The sequence below is a fragment of the Klebsiella sp. D-Nf1 genome, from assembly GCF_002810515.1.
Classification (GTDB): Bacteria; Pseudomonadota; Gammaproteobacteria; order Enterobacterales; family Enterobacteriaceae; genus Klebsiella; species Klebsiella variicola.
Map to the genome: position 1 here is coordinate 67,511 of NZ_PIOK01000004.1, position 25,848 is coordinate 93,358.

General features: G+C 60.3%; 22 protein-coding genes and 1 riboswitch. Of the genes, 8 read left to right on the plus strand and 14 right to left on the minus strand.

Annotation, left to right across the window (positions count from 1 at the left end; all coding sequences use genetic code 11):
* Window positions 1-107 precede the first annotated feature (107 nt).
* Complete coding sequence (gene thiD, locus CWM54_RS17050; RefSeq protein ID WP_023323018.1) at window positions 108-908, minus strand: bifunctional hydroxymethylpyrimidine kinase/phosphomethylpyrimidine kinase; 801 nt, start codon at window positions 906-908, stop codon at window positions 108-110.
* On the minus strand, window positions 905-1,678 hold the full coding sequence (gene thiM / locus CWM54_RS17055) for a hydroxyethylthiazole kinase (protein ID WP_100681759.1): 774 nt from the start codon (window positions 1,676-1,678) through the stop codon (window positions 905-907). Before thiM ends, thiD begins: the two co-directional genes overlap by 4 nt.
* 34 nt (window positions 1,679-1,712) lie before the next feature.
* Window positions 1,713-1,810, minus strand: a riboswitch (TPP riboswitch).
* 230 nt (window positions 1,811-2,040) lie between these two features.
* Between thiM and CWM54_RS17060 the strand changes: the two genes are divergently transcribed.
* The gene (locus CWM54_RS17060) at window positions 2,041-4,017 is read left to right on the plus strand and encodes an alkyl/aryl-sulfatase (RefSeq protein WP_100697927.1); all 1,977 of its coding nucleotides are present in this window, start codon (window positions 2,041-2,043) and stop codon (window positions 4,015-4,017) included.
* Between the two features lie 67 nt (window positions 4,018-4,084).
* Here the strand turns inward: CWM54_RS17060 and CWM54_RS17065 are convergent, their stop codons facing one another.
* Entirely contained in the window at window positions 4,085-4,720 is a 636-nt protein-coding gene (locus tag CWM54_RS17065) for a helix-turn-helix domain-containing protein (RefSeq protein ID WP_100697929.1), read from the minus strand.
* A 203-nt stretch (window positions 4,721-4,923) separates the two neighbouring features.
* Here CWM54_RS17065 and CWM54_RS17070 point away from each other — a divergent pair, with 203 nt between their 5' ends.
* The gene (locus tag CWM54_RS17070) at window positions 4,924-6,900 is read left to right on the plus strand and encodes an alkyl/aryl-sulfatase (protein WP_100697931.1); all 1,977 of its coding nucleotides are present in this window, start codon (window positions 4,924-4,926) and stop codon (window positions 6,898-6,900) included.
* 70 nt (window positions 6,901-6,970) lie between these two features.
* On the opposite strand, the gene CWM54_RS17075 is transcribed toward CWM54_RS17070, so the two are convergent.
* A complete protein-coding gene (locus CWM54_RS17075; protein WP_165785944.1) occupies window positions 6,971-7,909 on the minus strand; it encodes a LysR family transcriptional regulator in 939 nt (312 codons plus the stop codon).
* Window positions 7,910-8,029: 120 nt separating this feature from the next.
* On the opposite strand from CWM54_RS17075, the gene CWM54_RS17080 reads away from it, so the two are divergent.
* Both CWM54_RS17080 and CWM54_RS17085 read left to right on the plus strand, forming a co-directional pair.
* Window positions 8,030-9,841, plus strand: a complete 1,812-nt coding sequence (locus CWM54_RS17080; protein ID WP_100697935.1) for an adenine deaminase — start codon at window positions 8,030-8,032, stop codon at window positions 9,839-9,841.
* 2 nt (window positions 9,842-9,843) lie between these two features.
* A complete protein-coding gene (locus tag CWM54_RS17085; RefSeq protein WP_100681765.1) occupies window positions 9,844-11,187 on the plus strand; it encodes an NCS2 family permease in 1,344 nt (447 codons plus the stop codon).
* On the opposite strand, the gene CWM54_RS17090 is transcribed toward CWM54_RS17085, so the two are convergent.
* Window positions 11,177-12,076: a LysR family transcriptional regulator gene (locus CWM54_RS17090; RefSeq protein WP_100697937.1), complete on the minus strand. Its 900-nt coding sequence runs from the start codon at window positions 12,074-12,076 to the stop codon at window positions 11,177-11,179. The two genes, CWM54_RS17085 and CWM54_RS17090, sit on opposite strands and share 11 nt — an antisense overlap.
* A 183-nt stretch (window positions 12,077-12,259) precedes the next feature.
* Between CWM54_RS17090 and CWM54_RS17095 the strand changes: the two genes are divergently transcribed.
* Both CWM54_RS17095 and CWM54_RS17100 read left to right on the plus strand, forming a co-directional pair.
* On the plus strand, window positions 12,260-12,577 hold the full coding sequence (locus CWM54_RS17095; protein ID WP_002912749.1) for an RcnB family protein: 318 nt from the start codon (window positions 12,260-12,262) through the stop codon (window positions 12,575-12,577).
* A complete protein-coding gene (locus CWM54_RS17100; RefSeq protein ID WP_100697939.1) occupies window positions 12,552-13,013 on the plus strand; it encodes a GNAT family N-acetyltransferase in 462 nt (153 codons plus the stop codon). Before CWM54_RS17095 ends, CWM54_RS17100 begins: the two co-directional genes overlap by 26 nt.
* Here CWM54_RS17100 and apbC read toward each other — a convergent pair.
* A complete protein-coding gene (gene apbC, locus CWM54_RS17105) occupies window positions 13,010-14,119 on the minus strand; it encodes an iron-sulfur cluster carrier protein ApbC (RefSeq protein WP_008804054.1) in 1,110 nt (369 codons plus the stop codon). The two genes, CWM54_RS17100 and apbC, sit on opposite strands and share 4 nt — an antisense overlap.
* Before the next feature lie 153 nt (window positions 14,120-14,272).
* On the opposite strand from apbC, the gene metG reads away from it, so the two are divergent.
* Window positions 14,273-16,306, plus strand: coding sequence for a methionine--tRNA ligase (metG, locus tag CWM54_RS17110; RefSeq protein WP_100681812.1), 2,034 nt, complete (start codon window positions 14,273-14,275; stop codon window positions 16,304-16,306).
* A gap of 110 nt (window positions 16,307-16,416) precedes the next feature.
* On the opposite strand, the gene CWM54_RS17115 is transcribed toward metG, so the two are convergent.
* From CWM54_RS17115 to CWM54_RS17125, 3 genes are read right to left on the minus strand one after another with little or no spacing between them, the layout of a single operon-like run.
* On the minus strand, window positions 16,417-16,887 hold the full coding sequence (locus CWM54_RS17115) for a DUF1456 family protein (protein WP_074388059.1): 471 nt from the start codon (window positions 16,885-16,887) through the stop codon (window positions 16,417-16,419).
* Window positions 16,888-16,934: 47 nt separating this feature from the next.
* Window positions 16,935-17,654, minus strand: a complete 720-nt coding sequence (gene btsR / locus CWM54_RS17120) for a two-component system response regulator BtsR (RefSeq protein ID WP_061153886.1) — start codon at window positions 17,652-17,654, stop codon at window positions 16,935-16,937.
* Window positions 17,648-19,336: a sensor histidine kinase gene (locus CWM54_RS17125; RefSeq protein WP_032740117.1), complete on the minus strand. Its 1,689-nt coding sequence runs from the start codon at window positions 19,334-19,336 to the stop codon at window positions 17,648-17,650. Before CWM54_RS17125 ends, btsR begins: the two co-directional genes overlap by 7 nt.
* A 229-nt stretch (window positions 19,337-19,565) precedes the next feature.
* Here CWM54_RS17125 and CWM54_RS17130 point away from each other — a divergent pair, with 229 nt between their 5' ends.
* On the plus strand, window positions 19,566-19,679 hold the full coding sequence (locus CWM54_RS17130; protein ID WP_002912762.1) for a protein YohO: 114 nt from the start codon (window positions 19,566-19,568) through the stop codon (window positions 19,677-19,679).
* On the opposite strand, the gene CWM54_RS17135 is transcribed toward CWM54_RS17130, so the two are convergent.
* From CWM54_RS17135 to bglX, 5 genes are all read right to left on the minus strand, one after another.
* Window positions 19,654-20,391 (minus strand): ABC transporter permease, encoded by a 738-nt coding sequence (locus CWM54_RS17135; RefSeq protein WP_061153884.1) that lies wholly within the window; start codon window positions 20,389-20,391, stop codon window positions 19,654-19,656. The genes CWM54_RS17130 and CWM54_RS17135 overlap by 26 nt on opposite strands.
* Complete coding sequence (locus CWM54_RS17140) at window positions 20,375-21,322, minus strand: ABC transporter ATP-binding protein (RefSeq protein ID WP_100697941.1); 948 nt, start codon at window positions 21,320-21,322, stop codon at window positions 20,375-20,377. The genes CWM54_RS17135 and CWM54_RS17140 overlap by 17 nt, the downstream gene beginning before the upstream one ends.
* Entirely contained in the window at window positions 21,315-22,472 is a 1,158-nt protein-coding gene (locus CWM54_RS17145) for an ABC transporter permease (RefSeq protein ID WP_100697943.1), read from the minus strand. Before CWM54_RS17145 ends, CWM54_RS17140 begins: the two co-directional genes overlap by 8 nt.
* Window positions 22,473-22,479: 7 nt before the next feature.
* Window positions 22,480-23,400, minus strand: coding sequence for an ABC transporter substrate-binding protein (locus tag CWM54_RS17150; protein WP_100697945.1), 921 nt, complete (start codon window positions 23,398-23,400; stop codon window positions 22,480-22,482).
* A gap of 136 nt (window positions 23,401-23,536) precedes the next feature.
* On the minus strand, window positions 23,537-25,834 hold the full coding sequence (gene bglX / locus CWM54_RS17155) for a beta-glucosidase BglX (protein WP_100697947.1): 2,298 nt from the start codon (window positions 25,832-25,834) through the stop codon (window positions 23,537-23,539).
* Between the last annotated feature and the right edge of the window lie 14 nt (window positions 25,835-25,848).

Consider the following 25,848-nt stretch of genomic DNA (forward strand, 5'->3'; position numbering starts at 1 on the left):
TCCCAACCCAATTTTTTTGGGCAGGTTAAGCCTGGTACCGACTTAGCCTATTTTCCAGCCGGGGGGCCATTTTTTCAGGAGATTCTGCTGTCCCGTTGCGCTGCCATTTACCACCAGGCGTGGAAATGGTGCACCGGCCCGATGCCGTGGCCCACTTCCAGAGAGTCGGCCTGCGCCAGGGCCGCCGACAGCCAGGCCTTCGCCTCGGCGACGGTGGCCGCCCAGTCCGCATGACGGGGGCGCAGCGCCGCCAGCGCGGCGGAGAGCGTGCAGCCGGTGCCGTGGGTATTTTTGGTCTGCACGCGAGGCGTGGTAAACCGCTGTTCCCCTTCGCGGGTGAAGAGCCAGTCCGGGCTTTCGGCGTCGTCGAGATGGCCGCCCTTCATTAATACCGCGCCGCAGCCCAGCGCCAGCAACGCCCGCCCCTGCTCCAGCATCTCGCGCTCGGTGCGCGCATGGGGGGCATCGAGTAGCGCGGCCGCTTCCGGCAGGTTCGGGGTGATCAATGACACCTGCGGCAACAATCGTTGACGCAGGGTCTCCACCGCCGAGGCCGACAGCAGCGGATCGCCGCTTTTCGCCAGCATGACGGTATCCAGCACCACGTTGGCCACCCGGTAGCGCGCCAGCCGCTCGGCCACGGCTTCCACAATATCGGTCTCCGCCAGCATGCCGATTTTGGTGGTATCGATACGCACATCGCCGAACACCGAGTCGAGCTGTGCGGCCACAAAATCCGGTTCGATGCGATAGACCGACTGCACGCCACGGGTATTCTGCGCCACCAGGGCGGTGATCACCGAGCAGCCATAGGCCCCCAGCGCGGAGAAGGTTTTCAGATCGGCCTGGATACCGGCCCCACCGCTGGGATCGGTGCCGGCGATGGTCAGGGCGTTGATGCGTTTCATCCCTGCACCTCCTGATACAGCGCGTCGAGAAACGCCGGAATAAAGCTGCCAGGGCCTCCCTGACGGGCGGCGATCTCCCCGGCCTGCTTCATCAGCCCGCAGGCGGCGGCCACGTTTTCCAGCCGGTCTCCCGGCAGCGCCGCGCTCGCCGCCACCACCGCCGACAGCGCGCAGCCGGTGCCCACCACCCGGGTCATCAGCGGATTACCCCCCGCCACGCTGAGCACCCGCTCGCCGTCAGTGACGTAGTCCACCTCGCCAGTGACCGCCACCACGGTAGCCAGCCGACGAGCCAGCGCCTGGGCTGCCGGCAGCGCCGCGGCGGCCGTATCGGTGGTATCCACCCCGCGCCCGCCGGCGCTCATCCCGGCCAGCGCCAGAATTTCAGAGGCATTGCCGCGAATGGCCGCCGGCTGCAGGGCCAGCAGCTCATGACAAAAGTCCGTGCGCACGGTCAGTGCGCCGACCGCCACCGGATCCAGCGTCCAGGGCTTCCCGGCCTGATGGGCGTGCTCTACCGCGGCGCGCATGGCCACGGCGCGATCTTCGGTCAGGGTACCGACGTTAATTAACAGCGCATCGGCGATGGCGGCAAACTGCGCCGCTTCGCGGGGATCGATCACCATCGCCGGCGAGGCGCCGACGGCCAGCAGAACATTGGCGGTAAAGGTCTGCACCACGTCATTGGTCATGCAGTGGACTAGGGGGGAATGGGCGCGCAGCAGGTGGCGCAGGTGCGCGACAGGCGCGGGATTCAGCAGCTCAGGCATGGTTTGCTCCCGCCAGACGAGGGAGAAGCAATGACCCTGCGGTCTCTGACTTCCCTACGCTGGCATTATCCAGATCAGGTGGTACGGGTATTTCTCAGCCTTCAACGAAGAAGGGCACCCCGAGTCATAAAAGCGGTACAACATTTCCAGTCAGCAGGGTACGAAATGTGGCGGTGTAACACAAGCCAACCTGATTTCTTTTCCCGTTTATGTAAGTACTACAAAAGGAGTAAAACACGCATTTTTTGTAAGCAAAACTGGATGAATGTTAATGCATGGTTATATTTAGAAAATCTGTAACAAACAGTCACCTGCATTAGATCGGTAAAACCGAACGAACCATGCAATTAATGAGGATTCCAATGAAATTGACCCCGATAGTGAAAGGGTTAGCGTTAGCGGGTTTATTAAATAGTCTCGCTTTCGCCGCCTGGGCGGATACGTCAGCCAAAGAGGCGACCGAAGCGACCAAAAAAGCGAACGATGCCCTCTACAATCAACTTCCCTTCTCCGATAACACCGATTTCACCAATGCGCATAAAGGCTTTATTGCCGCCCTGCCGCCGGAAGTCATTAAAGGCGAACAAGGCAATGTTATCTGGGATCCGGGCCAGTATGCCTTCATCAAAGAAGGGGAAAAAGCGCCGGAGACAGTGAACCCGAGCCTGTGGCGCCAGTCGCAGTTGATTAACATCAGCGGCCTGTTTGAAGTGACGGACGGGGTCTACCAGATCCGCAACCTCGATCTCTCAAATATGACGATTATTGAGGGTAAAGAGGGGATCACCGTCGTTGACCCGCTGGTCTCGGCAGAAACCGCCAAAGTGGGCATGGACCTGTACTACAAAAACCGCGGTAAAAAACCGGTCGTCGCGGTGATCTACACCCACAGCCACGTTGACCACTACGGCGGCGTGCGCGGGGTGGTTGATGAGGCGGATGTGAAATCCGGCAAAGTGAAAATCTACGCGCCAGCCGGCTTTATGGAAGCCGCAGTGGCGGAAAACATCATGGCCGGGAACGTCATGAGCCGCCGCGCCAGCTATATGTACGGCAACCTGCTGAAACCAGACGCCAAAGGCCAGGTGGGCGCCGGTCTGGGTACCACCACCTCTGCGGGTACCGTCACCCTGATTGCGCCAACCAACATTATTGACAAGGACGGTCAGAAAGAAGTTATCGACGGCCTGACCTACGACTTTATGCTGGCGCCGGGCTCCGAAGCGCCGTCAGAAATGCTGTGGTATATCGAAGAGAAGAAACTGATCGAATCCGCAGAAGACGTCACCCATACCCTGCATAACACCTACTCGCTGCGCGGGGCGAAGGTCCGTGAACCGCTACCGTGGTCGAAATATATCAACCAGGCGATCGTCCGCTGGGGCGATAAGGCTGAGATCATTATGGCTCAGCACCACTGGCCGACCTGGGGCAACGAGAACGTGGTTAACCTGCTGAAGAGCCAGCGTGATCTGTATCGTTACATCAACGACCAGACCCTGCGGATGGCTAACGAAGGCCTGACCCGCGATGAAATCGCCGCTAACTTTAAGCTGCCGGACAGTCTGGCCAACACCTGGGCTAACCGCGGCTACTACGGCTCGGTCAGCCACGATGTGAAAGCGACCTACGTGCTGTATCTCGGCTGGTACGACGGCAACCCGGCCACCCTCGACGAACTGCCGCCGGAAGAAGCGGCGAAGAAATTCGTCGATTATATGGGCGGCGCGGATGCGATCCTGAAGAAAGCGAAAGAAGATTACGACCAGGGTAACTACCGCTGGGTCGCCCAGGTGGTCAGCAAAATTGTCTTCGCCGACCCCAACAACCAGCAGGCGCGTAATCTGGAAGCCGATGCCCTGGAGCAGTTAGGCTATCAGGCGGAGTCCGGCCCGTGGCGTAACTTCTACCTCACCGGCGCCCAGGAGCTGCGTAACGGCGTGGTGAAAGGCCCGACCCCGAACACCGCCAGCCCGGACACCGTCCGCGCCATGACCCCGGAAATGTTCTTTGATTACCTGGCGGTCCATATCAATGGCGAAAAAGCGGGTAATGCGAAGTCGGTGTTCAATATCGATCTGGGCAATGACGGCGGCAAATATAAGCTGGAACTGGAAAACGGCGTGCTGAACCACACCGCGAATGCGGAAGCCAAAGAGGCGGATGCCACCCTGACGCTGGATCGCGCCACCCTGAATAAAATCATTCTCAAAGAAGAGACCCTGAAGCAGGCGGAAGAGAAAGGGGAAGTTAAAATCAGCGGTAACGGGGCTAAACTCGATGAAATGCTGGGCTATATGGACAAGTTTGACTTCTGGTTTAACATCGTGACGCCGTAATGATCTGCTGACGGCTATCCTGAGTAACAAGGCGGCGAGCCCGCCTTGTTACCCTTCTCAGCGTCGTTCAATAGTCCACGGGCAGCGGGCGATCGATAGAGATAAGCTTGCCCCGTTTCATGGTGATGTATCCTCCCGCCTTTAAGTCCGCCAGCACGCGAAACACATGGGTGCGCGAAAGATTGGTACGTCTGATGATAAATAACGCCAGTCCCTCATTTTCACCCTCATGGGTGTGCTGTCGATAAAGATAGCGATATAACATCGGGCGAATCGTCTGATAGCTGGTCACCTGACGGCGTTCATTGTGCAGGTCGATGGTAAAGATACTCATGAACACCAGCACTTTCGCCAGCGCCTCAACGCGCTGCGGATGATTTTCAATAAACAGACGATCGAAGGCCGCGTAAGTGATTTTTCGCAGCGTCACCGGGCCACTGCCTGTATATTCAAATTTCGCCAGCGGGCAATACCGCTCCATCAGGCCAATCGGCATATACTCAATTGAATTACCGATACTCAAGCCATCATCCGGCATTAATATTGATAACGAACCCTCGGTACAAAAATAAATATAACCCGACTCCGGGCGCCATTTTTTATTAGCGGTGAGAATAATCTCTTCACCTTCCGTAACGATATCGGCAAAAAAGTCGGCTATGGCTAACGTTTGATAATAACTATGTATTTCCTGGAAATTCATCCTCTGCCCTCGCCTGCGCCGTTAGCAACAGTATAGCAGCCCTCGTCCGGCGAAGACGAGCGGATCCTTAAGCAACACCCTGTCAGTCCCATATGGGACTATTCAGCACAATATTTGTCTTTAGAATAAACCGCATGTCATTCATTTTTAAAAACGGAAAACATTTCTTTATTTCCGCGGAATAAATTACCTGAGAGGTAGTCATGAAATTAAATCAGATAGCCAAAAATCTGGCGCTGGCCGGAATGTTATCGTCTTTGTCGATAACCGCCTTCGCCGCCGCGCCACAACAGGATGCCACACCGGCCACACGTGAGGCGAATCAGGCGCTATACAACAAACTGCCGTTTGCGGATAAAACCGACTTTAACAACGCCCATCAGGGTTTTATCGCCCCCCTGCCGCCAGCGATGCTCAAAGGCGCACAGGGAAATACTATCTGGGATCCCGCCAAATATGATTTCGTCAAAGAAGGCGAAAAGGCGCCGGACACTGTTAATCCCAGCCTGTGGCGACAGTCACAATTACTCAATATCGGCGGCTTGTTCAAAGTTACCGACGGTGTTTACCAGATCCGTAATCTCGATCTTTCCAATATGACCATTATCGAAGGCAAAACCGGGATTACAGTCATCGACCCCTTGCTGAGCGCCGAACCGGCCAAAGAGGCTCTGGCGCTCTATTTTGCCCACCGGCCGAAAAAACCGGTGGTGGCGGTGCTGTTTACCCACAGCCATGTGGACCACTACGGCGGTATCCGTGGCGTAGTCGATGAAGCTGACGTGAAAGCCGGTAAAGTGAATATTTACGCCCCTGCCGGCTTTATGGAGGAAGCGGTTTCCGAGAACATCATGGCCGGTACTGCGATGAGCCGCCGCGCCAGCTACATGTACGGCAACCTGCTGAAGCCGGACGCTAAGGGACAGGTCGGCGCTGGCCTCGGCACCACCACCTCCGCGGGTACCGTCACGCTGATCCCACCGACCCACTACATTACCCATACCGGTCAGCAGGAGGTGATCGACGGCCTGACCTATGACTTTATGATGGCGCCGGGCTCGGAAGCGCCGTCTGAAATGCTGTGGTATGTCAAAGAGAAGAAAATGATCGAGGCGGCAGAGGATGTGACCCATACCCTGCACAATACTTATTCGCTGCGCGGCGCCAAAATCCGCGATCCGCTGGCGTGGTCGAAATACATCAACGCCGCCATCGACCGCTGGGGCAACGAAGCGGAAGTGATTATCGCTCAGCACCACTGGCCGACCTGGGGGAACGACAATATCGTTAAACTGATGAAAGGTCAGCGCGATATGTATCGCTATATCAACGATCAGACCCTGCGTATGGCGAACTTAGGCATGACCCGCGATGAGATCGCCGCCAACTTCAAGCTGCCGGATTCGCTGGAGAAACAGTGGTCCAGCCGCGGCTACTACGGTTCCGTCAGCCACGATGTAAAAGCGACCTACGTCTTCTACCTCGGCTGGTTCGATGGCAACCCGGCCACCCTCGACGAACTGCCGCCAGAGCAGGCGGCGAAGAAGTTCGTGGAATATATGGGCGGCGCCGATGCCATCATGCAGAAAGCCAAAGCCGACTACCAGCAGGGGAACTACCGCTGGGTGGCCCAGGTGACCAGCAAAATCGTCTTCGCCGATCCGCACAATCAGCAGGCGCGTGATCTGGAAGCCGATGCCCTGGAGCAGCTCGGATATCAGGCGGAAGCCGGGACCTGGCGCAACTTCTACCTCACCGGCGCTCAGGAGCTACGTAACGGCGTGCAGAAACTGCCGACGCCGAACACCGCCAGCCCGGATACCGTGCGGGCGATGACGCCAGAAATGTTCTTCGATTACCTTGGGGTGCATATCAACGGCGAAAAAGCCGGGGCGGCTAAAGCGGTCTTTAACATCGACCTGGGTAAAGACGGCGGCAAGTACAAACTGGAGCTGGAAAACGGTGTGCTTAACCATACCGCCAACGCGGTGGCGGACAACGCCGACGCCAGCATCACACTCAGTCGCGATACTCTGAACAAGATAATCCTCAAGCAGGAAACGCTGAAGCAGGCTGAAGCTCAGGGCGAGGTCAAGATTAGCGGCAATGGCGCTAAGCTCGACGAAATGCTGAGCTACATGGACACGTTTGCCTTCTGGTTCAATATCGTCACACCATAAGCGTTTAACGCGGACATCCCCCGTCGCCGGTCAGGCCGCGGGGGATTTTTTGATCCCCCCGCCACGACAATCAATGCGCGGAACAGGCATCAGCGCGACGCAATTCTCCCTGCAGCAGGGAAAAACAGGCTTCGATAAGCGGCGGCAGCGCCTGCGGGCCGCGCATCAGGGCCACCGTACGGGTCAACGCCGGCTGCTGCAGGTGGGCGATCTTGAGCGCCGGGTCCTGCAAATGGGTAGTGTACAGCGCCGGCAGAATGGCCACCGCTAAGCGCGAGCGCACCAGTCCATACAGGGTTTCGATATAGTCCACCTGATAGCGGGTGGTCAGCGTCAGGCGATGGCTCTCCACTAATGCCGCCACCAGCCGCTGAATATTACCTTTCGAGAACACGGCAATGTCCCGCCCCACCAGCTGTTTCCACGGCAAGTGCGCCTGCGCGGCCAGCGGATCGTCGCGGTGCAGCACCGCCACGAAGGGATCTTCGCGTAGCGCATAGACCAGCAGTTCACCAGGCACAGAACTGTCGATCGCCCCGATGCCGAAATCAATCTCGCCGCGCTGCAGCGCCTGGATAAGCGCATCGTTGGTCTGATCGTGAAATTCAATGCGCAGACGCGGAAAGGCCTGGGCCAGGGTCTGCGGCAGCAGCGGAAACAGCAGCGAACTGACCGACGGCACCAGACCGATGCGCACTGTCCCGTCGCCGCCCGCCTCGACGATCTGCTGCATATCGAAAAAGGCCGCCTGCGCCACGCTGAGGATCCGCTGGGCGTGGGGTAAAATCGCCGCCCCCAGTTCAGTCAGGGTGACCGCCGAAGCGGTACGGTTGACCAGCTTGCCGCCGAGCACCGTTTCAATCTGCCGCAGCGCGCTGCTCAACGCCGGCTGGCTAATCGCCAGCCGACTGGCGGTATCGGTAAAATGGCGCAGCTGGGCCAGAGTGACGAAATACTGAAGCTGTTTAAGAGAGAGCGCGGGCAGCCGCTGCCAGGGTTCGTTCATTATCGGGTTCGCTACGGTGGTCCTGCACAATAACCCGAGCTTATCGGGTGATAAATTTATTCATCTGGGCAAACGTTTGCTGTGCCCATAGAGTATCCGCATTATCCTTGTGCCGGAGTGGTTATGTCCAGCAATGCTCAAGTCCGTCGTCGCGCCGTGCAGGCCGCGCGCGGCGAATCCCCGTTTGATCTGCTGCTGGTCGATGCGCAGATCGTCGATATGGCCACGGGCGAAATTCGCCCCGCTGACGTCGGTATCGTCGGCGAAATGATCGCCAGCGTCCACCCGCGCGGCAGCCGCGCCGACGCCCATGAAGTGCGTTCCCTTGCCGGTGGCTACCTGTCCCCCGGCCTGATGGACACCCACGTACACCTCGAAAGCTCGCACCTGCCGCCGGAGCGCTACGCGGAAATCGTCCTCACCCAGGGCACCACCGCGGTGTTCTGGGATCCGCATGAGCTGGCCAACGTCCTCGGCGTCGATGGCGTGCGCTACGCGGTTGACGCCAGCCGCCATCTGCCGCTGCAGGTGATGGTCGCCGCGCCGTCCAGCGTCCCCTCCACGCCAGGCCTCGAAATGTCCGGCGCCGATTTCGCCGGCGCGGAGATGGAGACCATGCTCGGCTGGCCGGAAGTGCGCGGTGTTGCGGAAGTGATGGATATGCACGGCGTGCTGCACGGTAGCGAACGGATGCAGGAGATTGTCCAGGCCGGTCTCAACAGCGGCAAACTGATTGAAGGCCACGCCCGCGGCCTGAGCGGCGCTGACCTGCAGGCCTACCTCGCCGCCGGCGTCACCTCCGATCATGAACTGACCTCAGCGGACGACGCGCTGGAAAAACTGCGCGCCGGTCTGACGATCGAGATCCGCGGTTCGCACCCCTATCTGCTGCCGGATATCGTCGCGGCGTTAACAACGCTGCCGCACCTCTCCTCGCAAATCACCGTCTGCACCGATGACGTACCGCCGGATATGCTGCTGGAGAAAGGCGGGATCATCGCCCTGCTTAACCTGCTGATCGAGCACGGTTTACCGGCGGTCGATGCGCTGCGATTCGCCACCCTCAACGCCGCTATTCGCCTGCAGCGCCACGATCTCGGGCTGATTGCCGCCGGGCGGCGCGCGGATCTGGTGGTGTTTGATTCCCTGGAGAAACTGGTGGCCCGTGAAGTCTACGTAGGGGGGGAACGGCTGGCCCATGCTGGCCGCCTGCTGAAGCCGATCGCCCCCGCGCCGGGCGTGACGCCGCCGCGCGATACTTTGCAGATCGCCCCCCTCCGCGCCGATGACTTTATTCTGCGCGTCCAGGACATTCGTCACGGCGTCGCCCGCCTGCGTCATATCCGCGGCGCGCGCTTCACCCAGTGGGGCGAAGTGGAGGTGCAGGTTCGTGACGGGAAAGTCCAGCTGCCCGCCGGCTTCAGTCTGATCTGGGTTAAGCACCGCCACGGTCGCCACCAGGCGACACCGCAAATCGCCCTGCTCGAAGGCTGGGGTGAGCTGCGCGGCGCCATCGCCACCAGCTACTCCCACGACTCGCACAATCTGGTGGTGCTCGGGCGCGACGCTGATGATATGGCGCTGGCGGCCAACCAGCTTATCGCCTCCGGCGGCGGGATGGCGCTGGCGCAACAGGGCGAGATCCTTGCCCATGTGGCGATGCCGATTGCCGGCATGCTGTCGGATCTCCCGGCCGCCGAGCTGGCGCGTCAGTTCCGCGAGCTGCGCGATCTGAGCAGCCAAGTCGCCGACTGGGAACCGCCGTACCGGGTGTTCAAGGCCATTGAAGGAACCTGCCTTGCCTGTAACGCCGGGCCGCATTTAACCGATTTGGGTCTGACCGACGGCGGCAGCCGTCAGATAGTCGACCCGTTGATAGCCTGCCGGGAGACCCCGGAGCCAACCGATCACAACAATAATCCTCAGGGAGCCTGAGCATGGCCGATAACACACTTCACTCATCCGACCGCGCTAACTGGCTGGAGCGCCGCTTTGCGCTGCGCTCGCGCGGCGGTACGCTACGCACCGAATGCCTGGCCGGGATCACCGGTTTTCTCGCCGCCGCCTATTTACTGGTGGTCATCCCGGGGCTGCTGGCGATCGGCGGGATGGACAAAGGCGCCGCCACCACCGGCACCATTCTGGTCTTCGTCGTCGGCTCTCTGCTGATGGCGTTTTATGCCAACCTGCCGTTTATCGTCGGCCCGGGGATTGGCGGCTCGGTGCTGGTGGGAGTGACGCTGGCCGGTAGCGAAGGGATTGGCTGGCAGACTGGCCTCGGGATTGCCTGCTGGTCGGGGATCCTCTTCTTTCTGCTGACCCGCTTTGGCCTGCGCGAAGTGGTCACCCGCTCGGTGCCGCAGTCGATCAAGCTGGGGCTCACCGCCTCCATCGGCCTGTTTGTCGCCGTGCTCGGCTTTCGCAATGCCGGGCTGTTGCTGGCCAATGCTAAAACCAACGCGCTGATGCTCGGCGACTTTCTCGCCCCCGGCGCGCTGGTGGCGCTGTGCGGCCTGTTCCTGGCGATAGCCCTGCAGGCGCGTAAGGTTCCGGGCGCGATTTTGTGGGCCATTCTGTGCGCCACGCTGGTGGGCATCCCCTTCGGCGTCACCCATCTGCCGACAAGTTTTATCGACGTTCCCCATTCGCTAACCCCGGTGCTGGGGCAGGTTGACCTGCTGGGGGCGTTAAACATCGCCTTCCTGCCGTTCCTGTTCGTCTTTTTCGCCTCTGAGTTTTTCTCCACCATGGGGACGACGCTGGCGGTGGGCGGCGAGGCGGGTCTGCTGGATGAAGAAGGCAACATGCCGCAGATTAATCGCCCGTTTATGGTCGATTCGATTGCCGCCGCGCTCGGCCCGTGGGTGGGCATTCCGGCGGCGACGGCGCTGATTGAGTCTTCGGCGGCAGCGGAAGCCGGCGGCAAAACCGGCCTCACCGCGCTGTCGGCGGCGGTAATGTTCCTGCTGATGCTGCTGTTCACGCCGGTGGCGTTGATGATCCCGAAAGAAGCCACCGCCCCGGCGCTGATCCTGATTGGCCTGAACATGTTCAGCGGCCTGCGCAAAGTGGATCTTGGCAACTTCACCGACGGGCTGCCGGTGCTGATGATGGTGATGATTACGCTTATCGCCAACAGCTTTGGCACCGGGATTGCCGGCGGGCTGCTGTTTTACATTGTGATCAAGGCCATCGCCGGTAAGTGGCGGGAAATCCCGATTGGCCTGTGGGTGCTGGCTGTCCCGCTGGTGTATTACTTCGCGACCTTAGTCAGGCATTAAGCCCTTCACAATGTGATTTCACCTCTTCATATAACAAACGCACCGCGGCAGAGAGCTGTTTGCGGTGCGGACAAATCAGATTCAACGGCACCACATCCCCCTGATAACGCGGCAGCAGGCGCCGCAGGCGCCCCGCCCGCAGATCGTCGCTGACATCGAGCATCGATTTATAGGCAATGCCCTCCCCGGCCACCGCCAGCCGACGGATCACCTCGGCGTCATCGCTCATCACCGTGCCGGAGACCTTCTGCTGCTGAACCACGCCGTCGAGGCTCAGCGACCAGCGGTCGAACGGACGGCCGCGCAAAATGTAGATCAACGCATTGTGCTGGCTGAGCTCCTCGAGGGTCTGCGGCTCGCCGTGGCGGGCGATCCACTCAGGCGAGGCCACCAGCACCCGACGATTTTCCGGCGCCACCGGCAGCGAGATAAACGAGGCATCGTCGTTATTGCCATAGCGAAACGCGACATCCACCGGATCTTTAAACACGTCGGTCAGCTGGTCGGAAAAGAGCAACCGCAGACGCAGCGCCGGGTGGCGTTGGCGGAAATCGCGGAACAGGGTCAGGAGCAGGTTACGCCCGAGGTCCGACGGCACGGCAATCTGCAACATGCCGCGAATTTCATCATCCGGGGTCTGGATCTTCTGCAGACCGGCCTCGAGGGTATCGAGCATCTGGGTGGCGTAGGGCAGCCAGGTCTCCCCCTCCGGCGTCAGGCGCAGGCTGCGGGTCGAACGGGCAAACAGGCGAATATTGAGGATCGTCTCCAGACGCTTAATCGCCGCGCTGACCTGCGCCGGCTGCTGCCCGGATTCGCGCGCCGCATCGCTAAAACTGCCCAGTGCCGCGGCGCGGACAAATAAGGTCAGATCTTCCAGCCTGAACATGCCGATTCTCCCCTGCTTCAGATTGCTCCCAAAATACGCATCACCGTCGCTGCAACGCAAGCGGCACAAGACTTGTGCCGTGTTTTGCTTACACTTTTTAAAAATCCAGTGCTTGCCATTTCAGCAACGCATCAGGAATGATACGAGGCTGCTAATTTGAGTCCAGGTAATATTGAGGAAATTATGCGTAAAACAAAAATGATGCTTCTGGGCGTACTTCTTGCCACCGCTGGCGCCAGCTGGACGGCTACTGCCGCGGGGATCGATCAGTATGCGCTGAAAGAGTTCACTGCCGATTTCACCCAGTTTCACATCGGCGACACCGTTCCGGCGATGTACCTCACCCCGGAATACAACATCAAACAGTGGCAGCAGCGTAACCTGCCTGCACCGGACGCCGGTAGCCACTGGACCTACATGGGCGGTAACTACGTGCTGATCACCGATACCGAAGGCAAAATCCTCAAAGTGTACGATGGCGAGATCTTCTATCATCGCTGAACCGCGCAACCTCCACGTCCGCCCCGGCGAGCCAGCGGACTCTCCGGCGCTGCGCCAGATCTTCCTGCGGGCGCGCAGTTTATCGTGGACCTGGCTTCCCTCCGCGGCGTGGCGGCTGGAGGATTTCGATGCCGCCACCGCGGATGAACAGCTGTGGGTCGCGGAATGCGACGGCCAGCCGGTGGGCTTTGCCGCCGTATGGACCGCCGATAATTTCCTTCACCATCTGTTTGTCGACCCCGACTGGCAGGGCAAACATATCGGCAGCGCGCTGCTGGCGCAGGTCGAACGGACCTTTACCGCCAGCGGAACGCTGAAGTGCCTGATGGAAAATAAAAACGCCCTGCGCTTCTACCAGCGTCATGGCTGGACCATCGAAGCACAGGGCGCGTCGCCCGAGGGCAGATACTGGCTGATGCGCTCGCCGCGGCCTTAAACGGCGCGGAAGGCAATCTCACCCGGGATCACTTCTCCCTGCCAGTACATCTGGGCCGCCACCCGGCCCGCCAGCTGGCGGTAGATGTCGGTAAATTCGCTGTCCGGACGCGCCACCACCGTCGGCGTGCCGTTATCCAGATCTTCCCGCAGCGTAATATGCAGCGGCAGCTGGCCCAGCAGCTGGGTGTGATATTTCTCGGCCAGTTTTTGCGCGCCGCCGGTGCCGAAGATAGGCTCGTGGTGCCCGCAGTTGCTGCAGATATGCATGCTCATGTTTTCCACGATCCCCAGCACCGGCACTTCCACTTTCTCAAACATCACGATGCCTTTTTTGGCGTCGATCAGCGCGATGTCCTGCGGCGTGGTGACCACCACCGCGCCGGTCACCGGAATGTTCTGCGCCAGGGTCAGCTGGATGTCGCCGGTGCCCGGCGGCATATCCAGCACCAGGTAGTCGAGATCCGGCCACAGGGTCTCCTGCAGCATCTGCATCAGCGCCTTGCTGGCCATCGGACCACGCCAGACCATAGCGTTGTCGTCGGTCACCAGGTAGCCGATAGAGTTGGTGGCCAGGCCATACTTGATGATCGGCGCCATATGGGTGCCGTCCGGCGAAGTCGGGCGACTGTCTTCGGCGCCCAGCATGGTCGGAATCGACGGACCGTAGATATCGGCATCCAGAATGCCCACCTTCGCCCCTTCCGCCGCCAGGGCCAGCGCCAGGTTTACGGCAGTAGAAGATTTACCAACGCCGCCTTTGCCGGAGCTGATGGCGATAATGTTCTTCACGCCGTTGACTCCGGGCTGGTTTTTCACGCGCTTGAGGGTCGCGATGCTGTGGGTCAGCTTCCAGTCGATGGCCTTCGCGCCGGTGATGCGCAGCAGCTCGGCGCTGCACTGCTCTTTCAGCACTTCGAAGGCGCTGCTCCAGACGAACGGCATCTGCAGCTCAATATGAACGGTATCGTCCAGCCAGGCGACATGGTGCAGCGCCTTGAGGGCGGTGAGATTATGCTTCAGGGTTGGGTGCTGGAAATTGGCCAGCGTCCCGGCGACCATCGCACGTAGGCGCTCAGGGGATTTGGCCTGGGATTGCGAATTCATCCCGACTCCTTTGTTGTTTTGAGATGCTTTCAGTAATCACAGAGTTTATCACAGCTAACGATTATCCATATATGGGCAGCCATTTATGGCGCACCCACAGCCCTTTTGGTAATATCGGAAGCCCTTTTTACAACAGAAGATGTAATGCTCACTATGACTCAAGTCGCGAAGAAAATTCTGGTAACGTGCGCCCTGCCGTACGCCAACGGCTCCATCCACCTCGGCCACATGCTGGAGCACATCCAGGCTGATGTCTGGGTCCGTTACCAGCGAATGCGCGGCCACGAGGTCAACTTCATCTGCGCCGACGACGCCCACGGCACGCCGATCATGCTCAAAGCGCAGCAGCTCGGTATCACTCCGGAGCAGATGATTGGCGAAATGAGTCAGGAGCATCAGACCGATTTTGCCGGCTTCGACATCAGCTATGATAACTATCACTCGACGCACAGCGACGAGAACCGCGAGCTGTCGGAGCTTATCTACACCCGTCTGAAAGAGAATGGTTTTATTAAAAACCGCACCATCTCTCAGCTCTACGATCCGGAAAAAGGCATGTTCCTGCCGGACCGTTTTGTGAAAGGCACCTGTCCGAAGTGCAAATCTCCGGACCAGTATGGCGATAACTGCGAAGTGTGCGGCGCGACCTACAGCCCCACCGAACTTATTGACCCGAAATCGGTGGTCTCCGGCGCCACGCCGGTAATGCGTGACTCCGAGCACTTCTTCTTCGACCTGCCGTCGTTCAGCGAAATGCTGCAGGCGTGGACCCGCAGCGGCGCGCTGCAGGAGCAGGTAGCGAACAAGATGCAGGAGTGGTTCGAATCCGGCCTGCAGCAGTGGGACATCTCCCGCGATGCGCCGTACTTCGGCTTCGAAATTCCCAACGCGCCGGGCAAATATTTCTACGTCTGGCTGGACGCGCCGATCGGCTACATGGGCTCCTTCAAGAACCTGTGCGACAAGCGTGGCGACACCACCAGCTTCGACGAATACTGGAAGAAAGACTCCACGGCCGAGCTGTATCACTTTATCGGCAAGGACATTGTCTACTTCCACAGCCTGTTCTGGCCGGCGATGCTGGAAGGCAGCAACTTCCGTAAACCGACCAACCTGTTCGTGCACGGCTACGTGACGGTTAACGGCGCGAAGATGTCCAAGTCGCGCGGGACCTTTATTAAGGCCAGCACCTGGCTGAACCATTTCGATGCCGACAGCCTGCGCTACTACTACACCGCCAAGCTCTCTTCGCGCATCGATGACATCGACCTGAACCTGGAAGACTTTATCCAGCGCGTTAACGCCGACATCGTCAACAAGGTGGTTAACCTCGCCTCGCGCAACGCCGGCTTTATCAGCAAGCGTTTCGACGGCGTGCTGGCCGCTGAGCTGGCCGACCCGGCGCTGTACAAAACCTTCACCGACGCGGCAGAAAGCATCGGCGAAGCATGGGACAGCCGCGAGTTCGGTAAGGCCATCCGCGAAATCATGGCCCTCGCCGACGTGGCTAACCGCTACGTCGACGAGCAGGCGCCGTGGGTGGTGGCGAAACAGGAAGGCCGCGACGCCGACCTGCAGGCCATCTGCACCATGGGCCTGAACATGTTCCGCGTGCTGATGACCTGGCTGAAGCCGGTGCTGCCGCAGCTGGCCGCACGTGCGGAGGCATTCCTCAACAGCGAACTGAGCTGGGATGCCATTCAGCAGCCGCTGCTGGCGCATAAGGTGAATCCGTTCAAGGCGCTGTACAACCGCATCGAGATGAAACAGGTGGAAGCCCTGGTGGAAGCCTCTAAAGAAGAGGTGAAAGCCACTGCGGCGCCGGTCAGCGGCCCGCTGGCGGACGATCCGATTCAGGAGACCATCAGCTTTGACGATTTCGCCAAAGTCGATCTGCGCGTGGCGCTGATTGAAAACGCGGAATTCGTCGAGGGCTCCGACAAGCTGCTGCGCCTGACGCTGGATCTCGGCGGCGAGAAACGTAACGTCTTCTCCGGCATCCGTTCCGCTTACCCGGATCCGCAGCCGCTGATTGGTCGCCTGACGGTGATGGTCGCCAACCTGGCGCCGCGCAAAATGCGCTTCGGCATCTCCGAGGGCATGGTGATGGCCGCCGGCCCTGGCGGGAAGGATATCTTCCTGTTAAGCCCTGACGACGGCGCGAAGCCGGGTCAGCAGGTGAAATAACAAAAAAGCCGGAGAGTATCTCCGGCTTTTTTTTGCCCGGCGGCGCTACGTTTGCACGGGCCTACGGGTTTTGTAGGCCGGGTAAGACGAAGCCACCACCCGGCTAAATATCACGCCTTCGGGTGATGCACCCGGTGGGTCAACCCGCGCAGGAAGTTGCGCATAAACTGATCCCCGCACTCGCGGTAGTTTTTATGCTCCGGGGCGCGCATCATGGCGGTGATTTCCGGCACCGACACGCGATATTTCTGCTCGCTCATGATCGCCTGGATATCGTCCGTTTTCAGCGAGAAGGCGATCCGCAGCTTTTTCAGCACCGTGTTGTTATTCACCCGACGCTCCAGCGCCAGCTCCGGCGCCGAATCATCTTTGCCGCGCTTGTCATAGATAAGGCCGTTGAGGAAACCCGACAGGATAATATCCGGGCAGCGGACAAAGCCCTCTTCATCCTCTTTCGTCATCCAGGTATCGAAGCTGGCGGCGGTGGATTCCATATCGCAAAGCGCAAGAATACGCACCATATCGTTATTATTGGCTTTCAGGGTGTAGCGCAGGCTACGAAGAATATCATTACTGAGCATGAGTGCCTTTTACTGTCGATGTTGCAATGGGGCGCAGTGTAGCAGTTTTACAGGCCAATCGCTTCTTTCAGGCTTTTTAAATAGCGCCGGCTCACCGGCACCGTTTGCCCGGCGCGCATCAGCAGCTCCGCCTGGCCGTTCTCTTCCAGACGAATCTCCTTCAGGTGTGCCATATTCACCAGATACTGGCGATGGCAGCGCAGCAGCGGCGTGCGGCTCTCGAGGGTGCGCAAGGTCAGCTCGGTAAAGCCCTCTTTTCCTTCGCGATCGGTCACGTAGATGCCGCTCATCCGGCTGCTGACGAAGGCCACATCCTCCATCTGCAGCAGCCAGATACGGCTGTGGCCGGTACAGGGAATGTATTTCAGCGTCTGCCGGGCATCATCCAGCAGCGACACGTCCTGCAGGCTGCGCTCCTGACGCAGGCGAGCCAGGGTTTTCTCCAGCCGCGCGGCCTCAATCGGCTTGAGCAGATAGTCAAAAGCGTGCTCCTCAAAGGCTTTCACCGCGTATTCATCAAAGGCGGTGAGAAACACGATATAGGGACGATGCTCCGGGTCGAGCATCCCGACCATCTCCAGGCCGCTGATGCGCGGCATCTGGATGTCGAGAAACAGCACGTCAGGGCGCAGCTTATGTACTGCGCCAATCGCCTCCACCGCGTTGCCGCACTCGCCGACGATCTCGATATCGCGCTGAGTCTCCAGCAAAATGCGCAGATTTTCCCGCGCCAGCGGCTCATCATCGACGATCAATACTCTCAGCATGCATTCTCCTCCAGGGGCAAACGTAGGGTGACACGGGTAAAGCGTTCCGGTTCACAGGTGACGCTGATGCCGCAGTCGGCGCCAAAACGCGCCCGCAGACGCCTGTCCACCAGATTCATCCCCAGCCCGCTGGCCTGGGGGTTGGCCCGGTACAGTCCGGCGTTATCTTCGATATCCAGCTGCAGCCAGCGATCGTCCTGGCTGGCGCGAATGGTAATTTCGCCGACGCCAAGATGTTGCGATGTGCCATGCTTAATCGCGTTCTCCACGATCGGCTGCAGTGTGAAAGCGGGCAGCTGGTGATGCGCCAGCCCCTCGGGCACCGCCATCTGGATCTGCAGGTTAGCCTGGAAGCGAGCCTTCTCAATCTGCAAATAAGCGTTAACGTGCTCGATCTCATCGGCAAGAGTGACAATTTCCGTTGGCCGTTTCAGGTTCTTACGAAAGAAGGTCGACAGATACTGCACCAGCTGGCCGGCCTGATCGCTGTCGCGGCGGATCACCGCCTTCAGCGTGTTAAGCGCGTTAAACAGGAAGTGCGGGTTGACCTGAGCGTGCAGGAGCTTGATTTCAGATTGCGTCAGCAGCGCCTTCTGCCGCTCGTACTGCCCGGCGAGGATCTGCGCCGACAGCAGCTGGGCAATCCCCTCCCCGAGGGTGCGGTTGATCGAACTGAACAGGCGATTTTTCGCCTCATACAGTTTAATGGTGCCTATCACCCGCTGGTTCTCACCGCGCAGGGGGATCACCAGCGTCGACCCCAGCTTACAGTGCGGATGAATCGAGCAGCGGTAAGGCACCTCGTTGCCGTCGGCGTAGACCACCTCCCCGGTCTCAATCGCCCGTTGCGTATACGAGGAGGAGATAGGCTTGCCCGGCAGATGGTGGTCGTCGCCGATGCCGGTAAACGCCAGCAGCTTGTCGCGATCGGTGATCGCCACCGCACCGATATCCAGCTCCTGGATCAGCACCAGGGCCACCTTCATACTGTTCTCTTCGTTGAATCCCTGACGCAGTATCCCCTCGGTCGACGCCGCCACCTTCAGCGCCGTGGCGGAAAAGGCGGAGGTGTATTTCTCGAACATCGCCCGTTTATCCAGCAGAATGCGCATAAACAGCGCCGCACCGACGGTATTGGTGACCATCATCGGCGCGGCAATGCTCTGCACCAGATGCAGGGCGTCCTGGAACGGGCGGGCAATCAGCAGAATGATCATCATCTGCACCAGCTCGGCCACGAAGGTGATCGCCCCGGCGGTCAGCGGACTAAAGACTTTGTCCGGCCGGCCGCGTTTGACCAGCACGCTGTGCACCAGCCCGCCCAGCAGCCCCTCGACGATGGTGGAGACCATGCAGCTTAAAGCGGTCATTCCCCCCAGCGAGTAGCGGTGCAGGCCACCGGTCAACCCCACCAGCCCGCCGACCACCGGGCCGCCGAGCAGGCCGCCCATCACGGCGCCGATGGCGCGGGTGTTGGCGATGGAGTCTTCGATATGCAGACCGAAATAGGTCCCCATAATGCAGAAAATGGAGAAGGTGACGTAGCACAGCAGCTTGTGCGGCAGGCGAACGGTGACTTGCATCAGAGGGATAAACAGTCGGGTTTTGCTCATCAACCACGCGATGACCAAAAATACGCACATCTGCTGAAGCAGCAGCAACACCAGATCAAACTCGTACATACCCGCAAACCACACATTACTGAAAGCGCGTACCATACCCTGACTGGCGAAAACTTTCTTTGAAGCCCTGCATAAAAATGAAAAATGACGGACAGGATCACACTTTTTTCCGGCGCGTTGCTCAGTAAACGCGGCAAAAACCCCGGCGCGGCGCGCTAAACCGCAATTAATGTTTCATTAACACCTGTGCTTCACCGTATAATCCCCCTGTTAACATCAGGAGCCTATTATGAAGCCAGCGAAAATCGCGGTCGTCACCCTCTTCTTACTTATGGCCATCGGCGGGATCAGCGGCGTGATGCTGGCCGGCTATTCCTTTATTGTGCGTGGCGGTGTCGGCTGATCCAGCGGGTCAGACGCTCAAACGCGCGGTCGACGATAATCGCCGCCAGCGCCACCAGCAGCGCCCCCTGCACAATATAGGCGGTATTAAAGCCGCTCAGACCGATGATGATCGGCGTCCCGAGCGTACTGGCCCCCACCGTCGAGGCAATGGTCGCGGTACCAATATTGACGATGACCGAGGTGCGGATCCCCGCCAGTATCACCGGGGCCGCCAGCGGTAGCTCCACCTTATACAGACGCTGCCAGCCGGTCATTCCCATCCCTTCGGCCACCCCTGACACCCCCGACGGTATCGACCCCAGCCCGGCCAGCGTTCCCTGCAGCACCGGCAGTATGCCATACAGCGCAAGGGCGATGAGCGCGGGCAGCCAGCCAAATCCCAGCACCGGCACCGCCATCGCCAGCACCGCCACCGGCGGAAAGGTCTGCCCGATAGCGGCGATCGTCTCCACCAGCGGGCGAAACGCGCTGCCGGCGGGCCGGGTGACCGCCACCCCGGCCCCCAGCCCCACAGCGGTTGCCGCGAGACTGGACGCCACCACCAGCCAGCCGTGATCGAGGGTTAGCGCCCAGAAGCTCTCCTGCAGATAGACCGGCCGCGGCAGTTCCGGGAACAGCCGACTGAACAGCGGCGCGCTGTAGGGCAGCCCTACCAGCAGGCCGATAAACAGCGCGATAAGCCACCACAGCGGCTCACGAAGCGCCTTCATGGCTCATCTCCTGGCGCAGCAGATCGGCAAAATGCAGCGTGCCGCAGGGCCTGCCTTCGGCATCGACCACCGGCAGCGCCTCGCAGTGCCGGGCGACAAACTGCGACAGCGCTTCCCGCAGGGTCATGGTGACGGTCAGCCCCTCACCCGCCAGCCGTTCGCCGGGACGCAAATAGTCCCCCACCTCGCGCAGCGACAGCAGGCGAACGCCCAGCTCACTGCGGCCAAAAAAGGTCTGCACAAAACTATTTTTTGGCCGCAGGAGCATCTCCAGCGGCGCCCCCTGCTGGACCACCTCGCCCCCGTCCATCAGCACCAGGTGGTCCGCCAGACGCAGCGCTTCGTCAATATCATGGGTCACCAGCACAATCGTCCGGCCCAGCAGGCGGTGGATGCGCAGCATCTCCTGCTGCAGCGCCTCGCGGGTCACCGGGTCGAGGGCGCCGAAGGGCTCATCCATCAACAGCACCTCCGGATCCGCCGCCAGCGCCCGCGCCACCCCCACCCGCTGCTGCTGGCCGCCGGAAAGCTGATGCGGGTAACGGTCGCGCAGCGTCGCCTCCAGCCCTAACAACGCCATCAGCTCGTCGACCCGGTCGGCGATCCTCGCTCGCGGCCATTTTTGCAGCTGCGGCACAGTGGCGATATTCTGCGCCACCGTCCAGTGCGGAAACAGGCCGATGGACTGGATGGCATAGCCCATCCGCCGCCGCAGGGTCAGGACCGGCTGCTGGCGGATGTCCTCGCCGGCAAAACGAATAGTGCCCCGGTCCGGCTCCAGCAGGCGGTTGATCATTTTCAGCGTCGTCGACTTGCCCGAGCCGGAGGTCCCCACCAGCACCGAGAAAGCGCCTTCGCGCAGCTGCAGGGTCAGATCCTTCACCGCCGGATGGCCGGCAAACACTTTACTGACCCCGTCAAACTCAATCATTGGCCTCTCCTTTTAGCCAGGCGCCCCACAGGGCGAACAGGGCATCCACCACCACCGCCAGGGCAATGGTCGGCACCACACCCAGCAGCACCAGATCCAGCGCACTGCTCAGCAGCCCCTGAAACACCAGCGCGCCAAAGCCGCCGGCACCGATCAGCGCAGCCACCACCGCCATGCCGACGGTTTGCACGCTGACCACCCGCAGGCTGCGCAACAGCACCGGCATCGCCAGGGGAATCTGCACCTGACGAAAGCGCTGCCCGGCGCTCATGCCCATCGCCGTCGCGCTCTCCAGAGCATCCTGCGGCACCTGCTGCAGGCCGGTCACCACCCCGCGCACCAGCGGCAGCAGCGCGTACAGCGTCAGGGCGATCAGGGCTGGCGCCACGCCGGTCCCGGAGACGCCCAGCTCGCCCAGCGCCGGGAAATAGCGCGCCAGGCCGGCAAGTGGCGCAATCAGCAGGCCGAAAAGCGCCACCGACGGGATAGTCTGGATCACATTGAGCACAGTGAAGGCCGGCGCCTGCCAGCGCGGACGTCGCCACAGCCATACCCCCAGCGGCAGGCCAATGAGCAGGCCCGGCAGCAGGGTGCCGAACAGCAGAAGCAGATGCTGGCGCAGGGCGTCGTCAAACACCTCCTGGCGGTTGGCATACTCCTTCAGCAAAGAGAGCTGATCGAGCGCCCCGACGGCGAGCAGGATGATGGGCAACAGCCAGACTTGCGCATTGAGCAGCCAGCGCCACAGCGGCCGGACGGTAAGATGACGGATGGCCTCGCTGGCCAGCAGCAGACAAAGCGCCAGCGACAGCCACAGACCGCTGCCGGGCGAGGTGCGCGCCAGCGGCGAGCCATGTCGGGAGAGTTCAAGTGCCGCCTGTCCGCTGCCCCAGATAAGCAGCGGGAAGAGCAGTTCGGCCAGCAGCAGGTGAAGAAGCGGCACGACCCTGCCTGGCAGCCAGCAAAGCAGCATCCCGGCAAGGGCTGCCGCCAGCTGAATGCCGGCGAGCCAGGGCATCACCAGCCACAGCCCACGCCCTTCGCCGGAGAGTAAGCGATTCGGCGCGTAAGTGATAAACGGCAGCGCCAGCGTAACCAGCAACAGACCTGTCAGCAGCAGGCCGACGCGGTGAGTACAGCGAATGGTCACCGGTGGCTTACTTCAGCAGGCCTTTCTGCTGCAGATAATCTGCCGCCACGCGCTTCGCATCCTGGCCTTCCACCGCAATACGGGCGTTCAGATGCTGCAAGGTTTTTTCATCGAGGCTGGCAAAGACCGGCTTCAGCCAGTCGGCGATTTGCGGGTAGGCCTTGAGCACTGCCTCACGCACCACCGGCGTCGGGGCATAAATCGGCTGCACGCCCTGCGGGTCGCTCAGCGTCTGCAACCCCAGCGCCGCGACCGGGCCATCAGTGCCGTAGGCCATCGCCGCGTTAACGCCCGAGCTCTGCTGCGCCGCTGCTTTGATGGTCACCGCCGTATCGCCCCCGGCCAGCGACAACAGTTGGTTCTGGTTGAGGTTGAAGCCATACGCTTTTTCAAACGCCGGCAGCGCGTCCGGGCGCTCAATAAACTCCGCCGAGGCCGCCAGCTTAAATTCGCCGCCCTGCTGCAGATAGCGGCTGAGGTCGGCCAGCGAGGTCAGGTGATTTTTCTCCGCCAGGTCCTGGCGCACCGCGATGGTCCAGGTGTTGTTCGCTGGCGCCGGGGTGAGCCATACCAGCTGATGTTTCTCCTGGTCGAGACGCTTCACCTTCTCATAGCCCTGCTGGGCATTCTTCCACGCCGGGTCGTTTTCATCTTTAAAGAAGAAAGCGCCATTGCCGGTATATTCCGGGTAGATATCCAGCTCGCCGGCGACAATCGCCCCGCGCACCACCGGCGTGGTGCCGAGCTGGATTTTATTAATCGTTTTTACGCCGTGGCTTTCCAGCACCTGCTGGATCATATTGCCCAGCAGCGCCCCTTCGGTATCAATTTTCGAGCCGACCTTAACCGGCTCCGCCGCCTGCAGCGGCACACTTATTATCAGGGCGGCCAGCGCCAGCGCGCCGGACCATTTCATTGCCATCTTCATCCCGCTTCCCTCAGTTCTTTTGCGCTTCGCTTACAGAAGCTTAAGAGAAAAGCGTAGTCCATTTGCTGGCGATACGAAAAAGAAAAGGCCGATTAATCGGCCTTTAACGTGTCACGTTGAGCTTAAGGGCTATTCCTTACAACAGTTCAAACTCGCTCTGCTTCACGCGGGCGGAGTCCACGCCGATAAAGACATTGAATTTGCCCGGCTCAGCAACGTATTTCATCTGCTGGTTCCAGAACTTCAGCGCGTCGACGTCAATCGGGAAGCTGACGGTTTGCGTTTCGCCCGGCTTGAGGTTGACCTTTTTAAAGCCGCGCAGCATTTTCACCGGCCGGCTCATGGAGGCAGTGACGTCCTGCAGATACAGCTGAATGACCGTTGCCCCTTCGCGTTTACCGGTGTTGGTCACCTGCACGCTGGCGGTCACGCTGCCGTCGCGCGGCAGGGTGGCTGACGACATGGTGACATCGGAGACGCTAAAGGTGGTGTAGCTGAGGCCGTAACCAAACGGATACAGCGGGCCGTTGGCTTCATCGAAGTAACGCGAGGTGTACTTGTTCGGCTTCTCCGGATTATACGGCCGGCCGGTATTCAGGTGGCTGTAGTAGGTTGGGATCTGCCCCACCGAGCGCGGGAAAGACATCGGCAGTTTGCCCGACGGATTGTAATCGCCAAACAGCACATCGGCGATGGCATGGCCACCTTCGGTGCCGGCAAACCAGGTCTCCAGCAGCGCATCGGCTTGCTGATCCTCTTTCACCAGCGCCAGCGGACGCCCGTTCATCAGCACCAGCACCAGCGGTTTGCCGGTGGCTTTGAGGGCGGCAATCAGATTGCGCTGGCTCTGCGGCAGAGTGATGTCGGTGCGGCTGGAGGCCTCATGCGCCATGCCCTGTGCTTCGCCCACCACGGCAACCACCACGTCGGATTGCTTCGCCGCCGCGACGGCTTCGTCGATCATTTCCTGCGGCGAGCGCGGGTCAACCTGCACCGCTTTCTCATACAGGTTAAGGAAATCGACAATGCCTTTATCGTCGGTAACGTTCGCCCCTTTGGCGTAAATCACTTTACCGTTATCGCCCAGCGCTTCTTTAATGCCGGTCAGGACGGTCACCGACTGGTCTGCCACCCCGGCCGCGGACCAGCTGCCCATCATGTCGCGTTTGCTGTCCGCCAGCGTGCCAATCACCGCGATGGTGCCGGATTTTTTCAGCGGCAGCGTATCAAGACGGTTTTTCAGCAGTACCAGGCTTTCACGGGCCACTTCGCGTGCCTCTTTGCGATGCAGGCGGCTTTCCGCGTTGGTGTCCTGCGGGTCAGAATCTTTTGGCCCCAGGTGGCTGTACGGATCGTTGAACAGCCCCATGTCATATTTCACGTTGAGCACATGACGGGTGGCGTCATCCAGCTCGGCCATGGTCACCTTGCCAGACTTCACCAGCTCCGGCAGGTACTTGCTGTAATACTCGTCACTCATGCTCATGTTGATGCCGGACTTGAGCGCCACGCGCACCGCGTCTTCCGGATCGGAGGCCACGCCGTGCTTAATCAACTCTTTGATGGCGCCGTGGTCGGAAACCGTGATGCCTTTAAAGCCCCACTGGTCGCGCAGGACGTCTTTCAGCAGCCAGGAATCGGCAGTCGCCGGGGTGCCGTTCAGCGAGTTCAGGGCCACCATCACCGCGCCGCTGCCGGCATCAAGCCCGGCTTTATACGGCGGCATATAGTCGTTGAACAGGCGCTGCGGACTCATGTCGACCGTGTTGTACTCTTTCCCGCCCTCCACCGCGCCGTAGGCGGCGAAGTGCTTGACGCTGGTCATCACTGAATAGCGGTCCGCCGGACTCTTGCCCTGCATCGACTCCACCATCGCCTGGCCCATCATCGTGGTCAGATACGTGTCTTCCCCGAACCCTTCGGAAGCGCGTCCCCAGCGCGGGTCGCGGGAGACGTCGACCATCGGCGCCCAGGTCATGTTCAGGCCGTCATCGGCGGCTTCATAAGCTGACACGCGGCCCACGGTCTTCACCGCGTCAAGGTTAAACGATGAGGCCAGGCCGAGGCTTATCGGGAACACGGTGCGCTGGCCGTGCAGCACATCGTAGGCAAAGAACAATGGGATCTTCAGGCGGCTAAGCTGCATCACCTGATCCTGCATCGTGCGGATATCCGGACGGGTGACGGTGTTAAAAATCGCCCCCACCTGACCGTCTTTGATCATTTCACGGATCGCTTCTTTCGGGTTATCCGGGCCGACGCTTATCAGACGCAGCTGGCCGATTTTCTCGTCCACCGTCATTTTTTTCAGCAGGTCGGTGACAAAGGCATCCCGCGCCTGCGGGGTCAGAGGGTGGTTACCAAACAGTTCATCCGCCAGCGCGGGTTGCAGCGCCAGACTCACGGCGACGCCTACAGTGCAGAGCCATTTCATTGTTATCTCGCTTT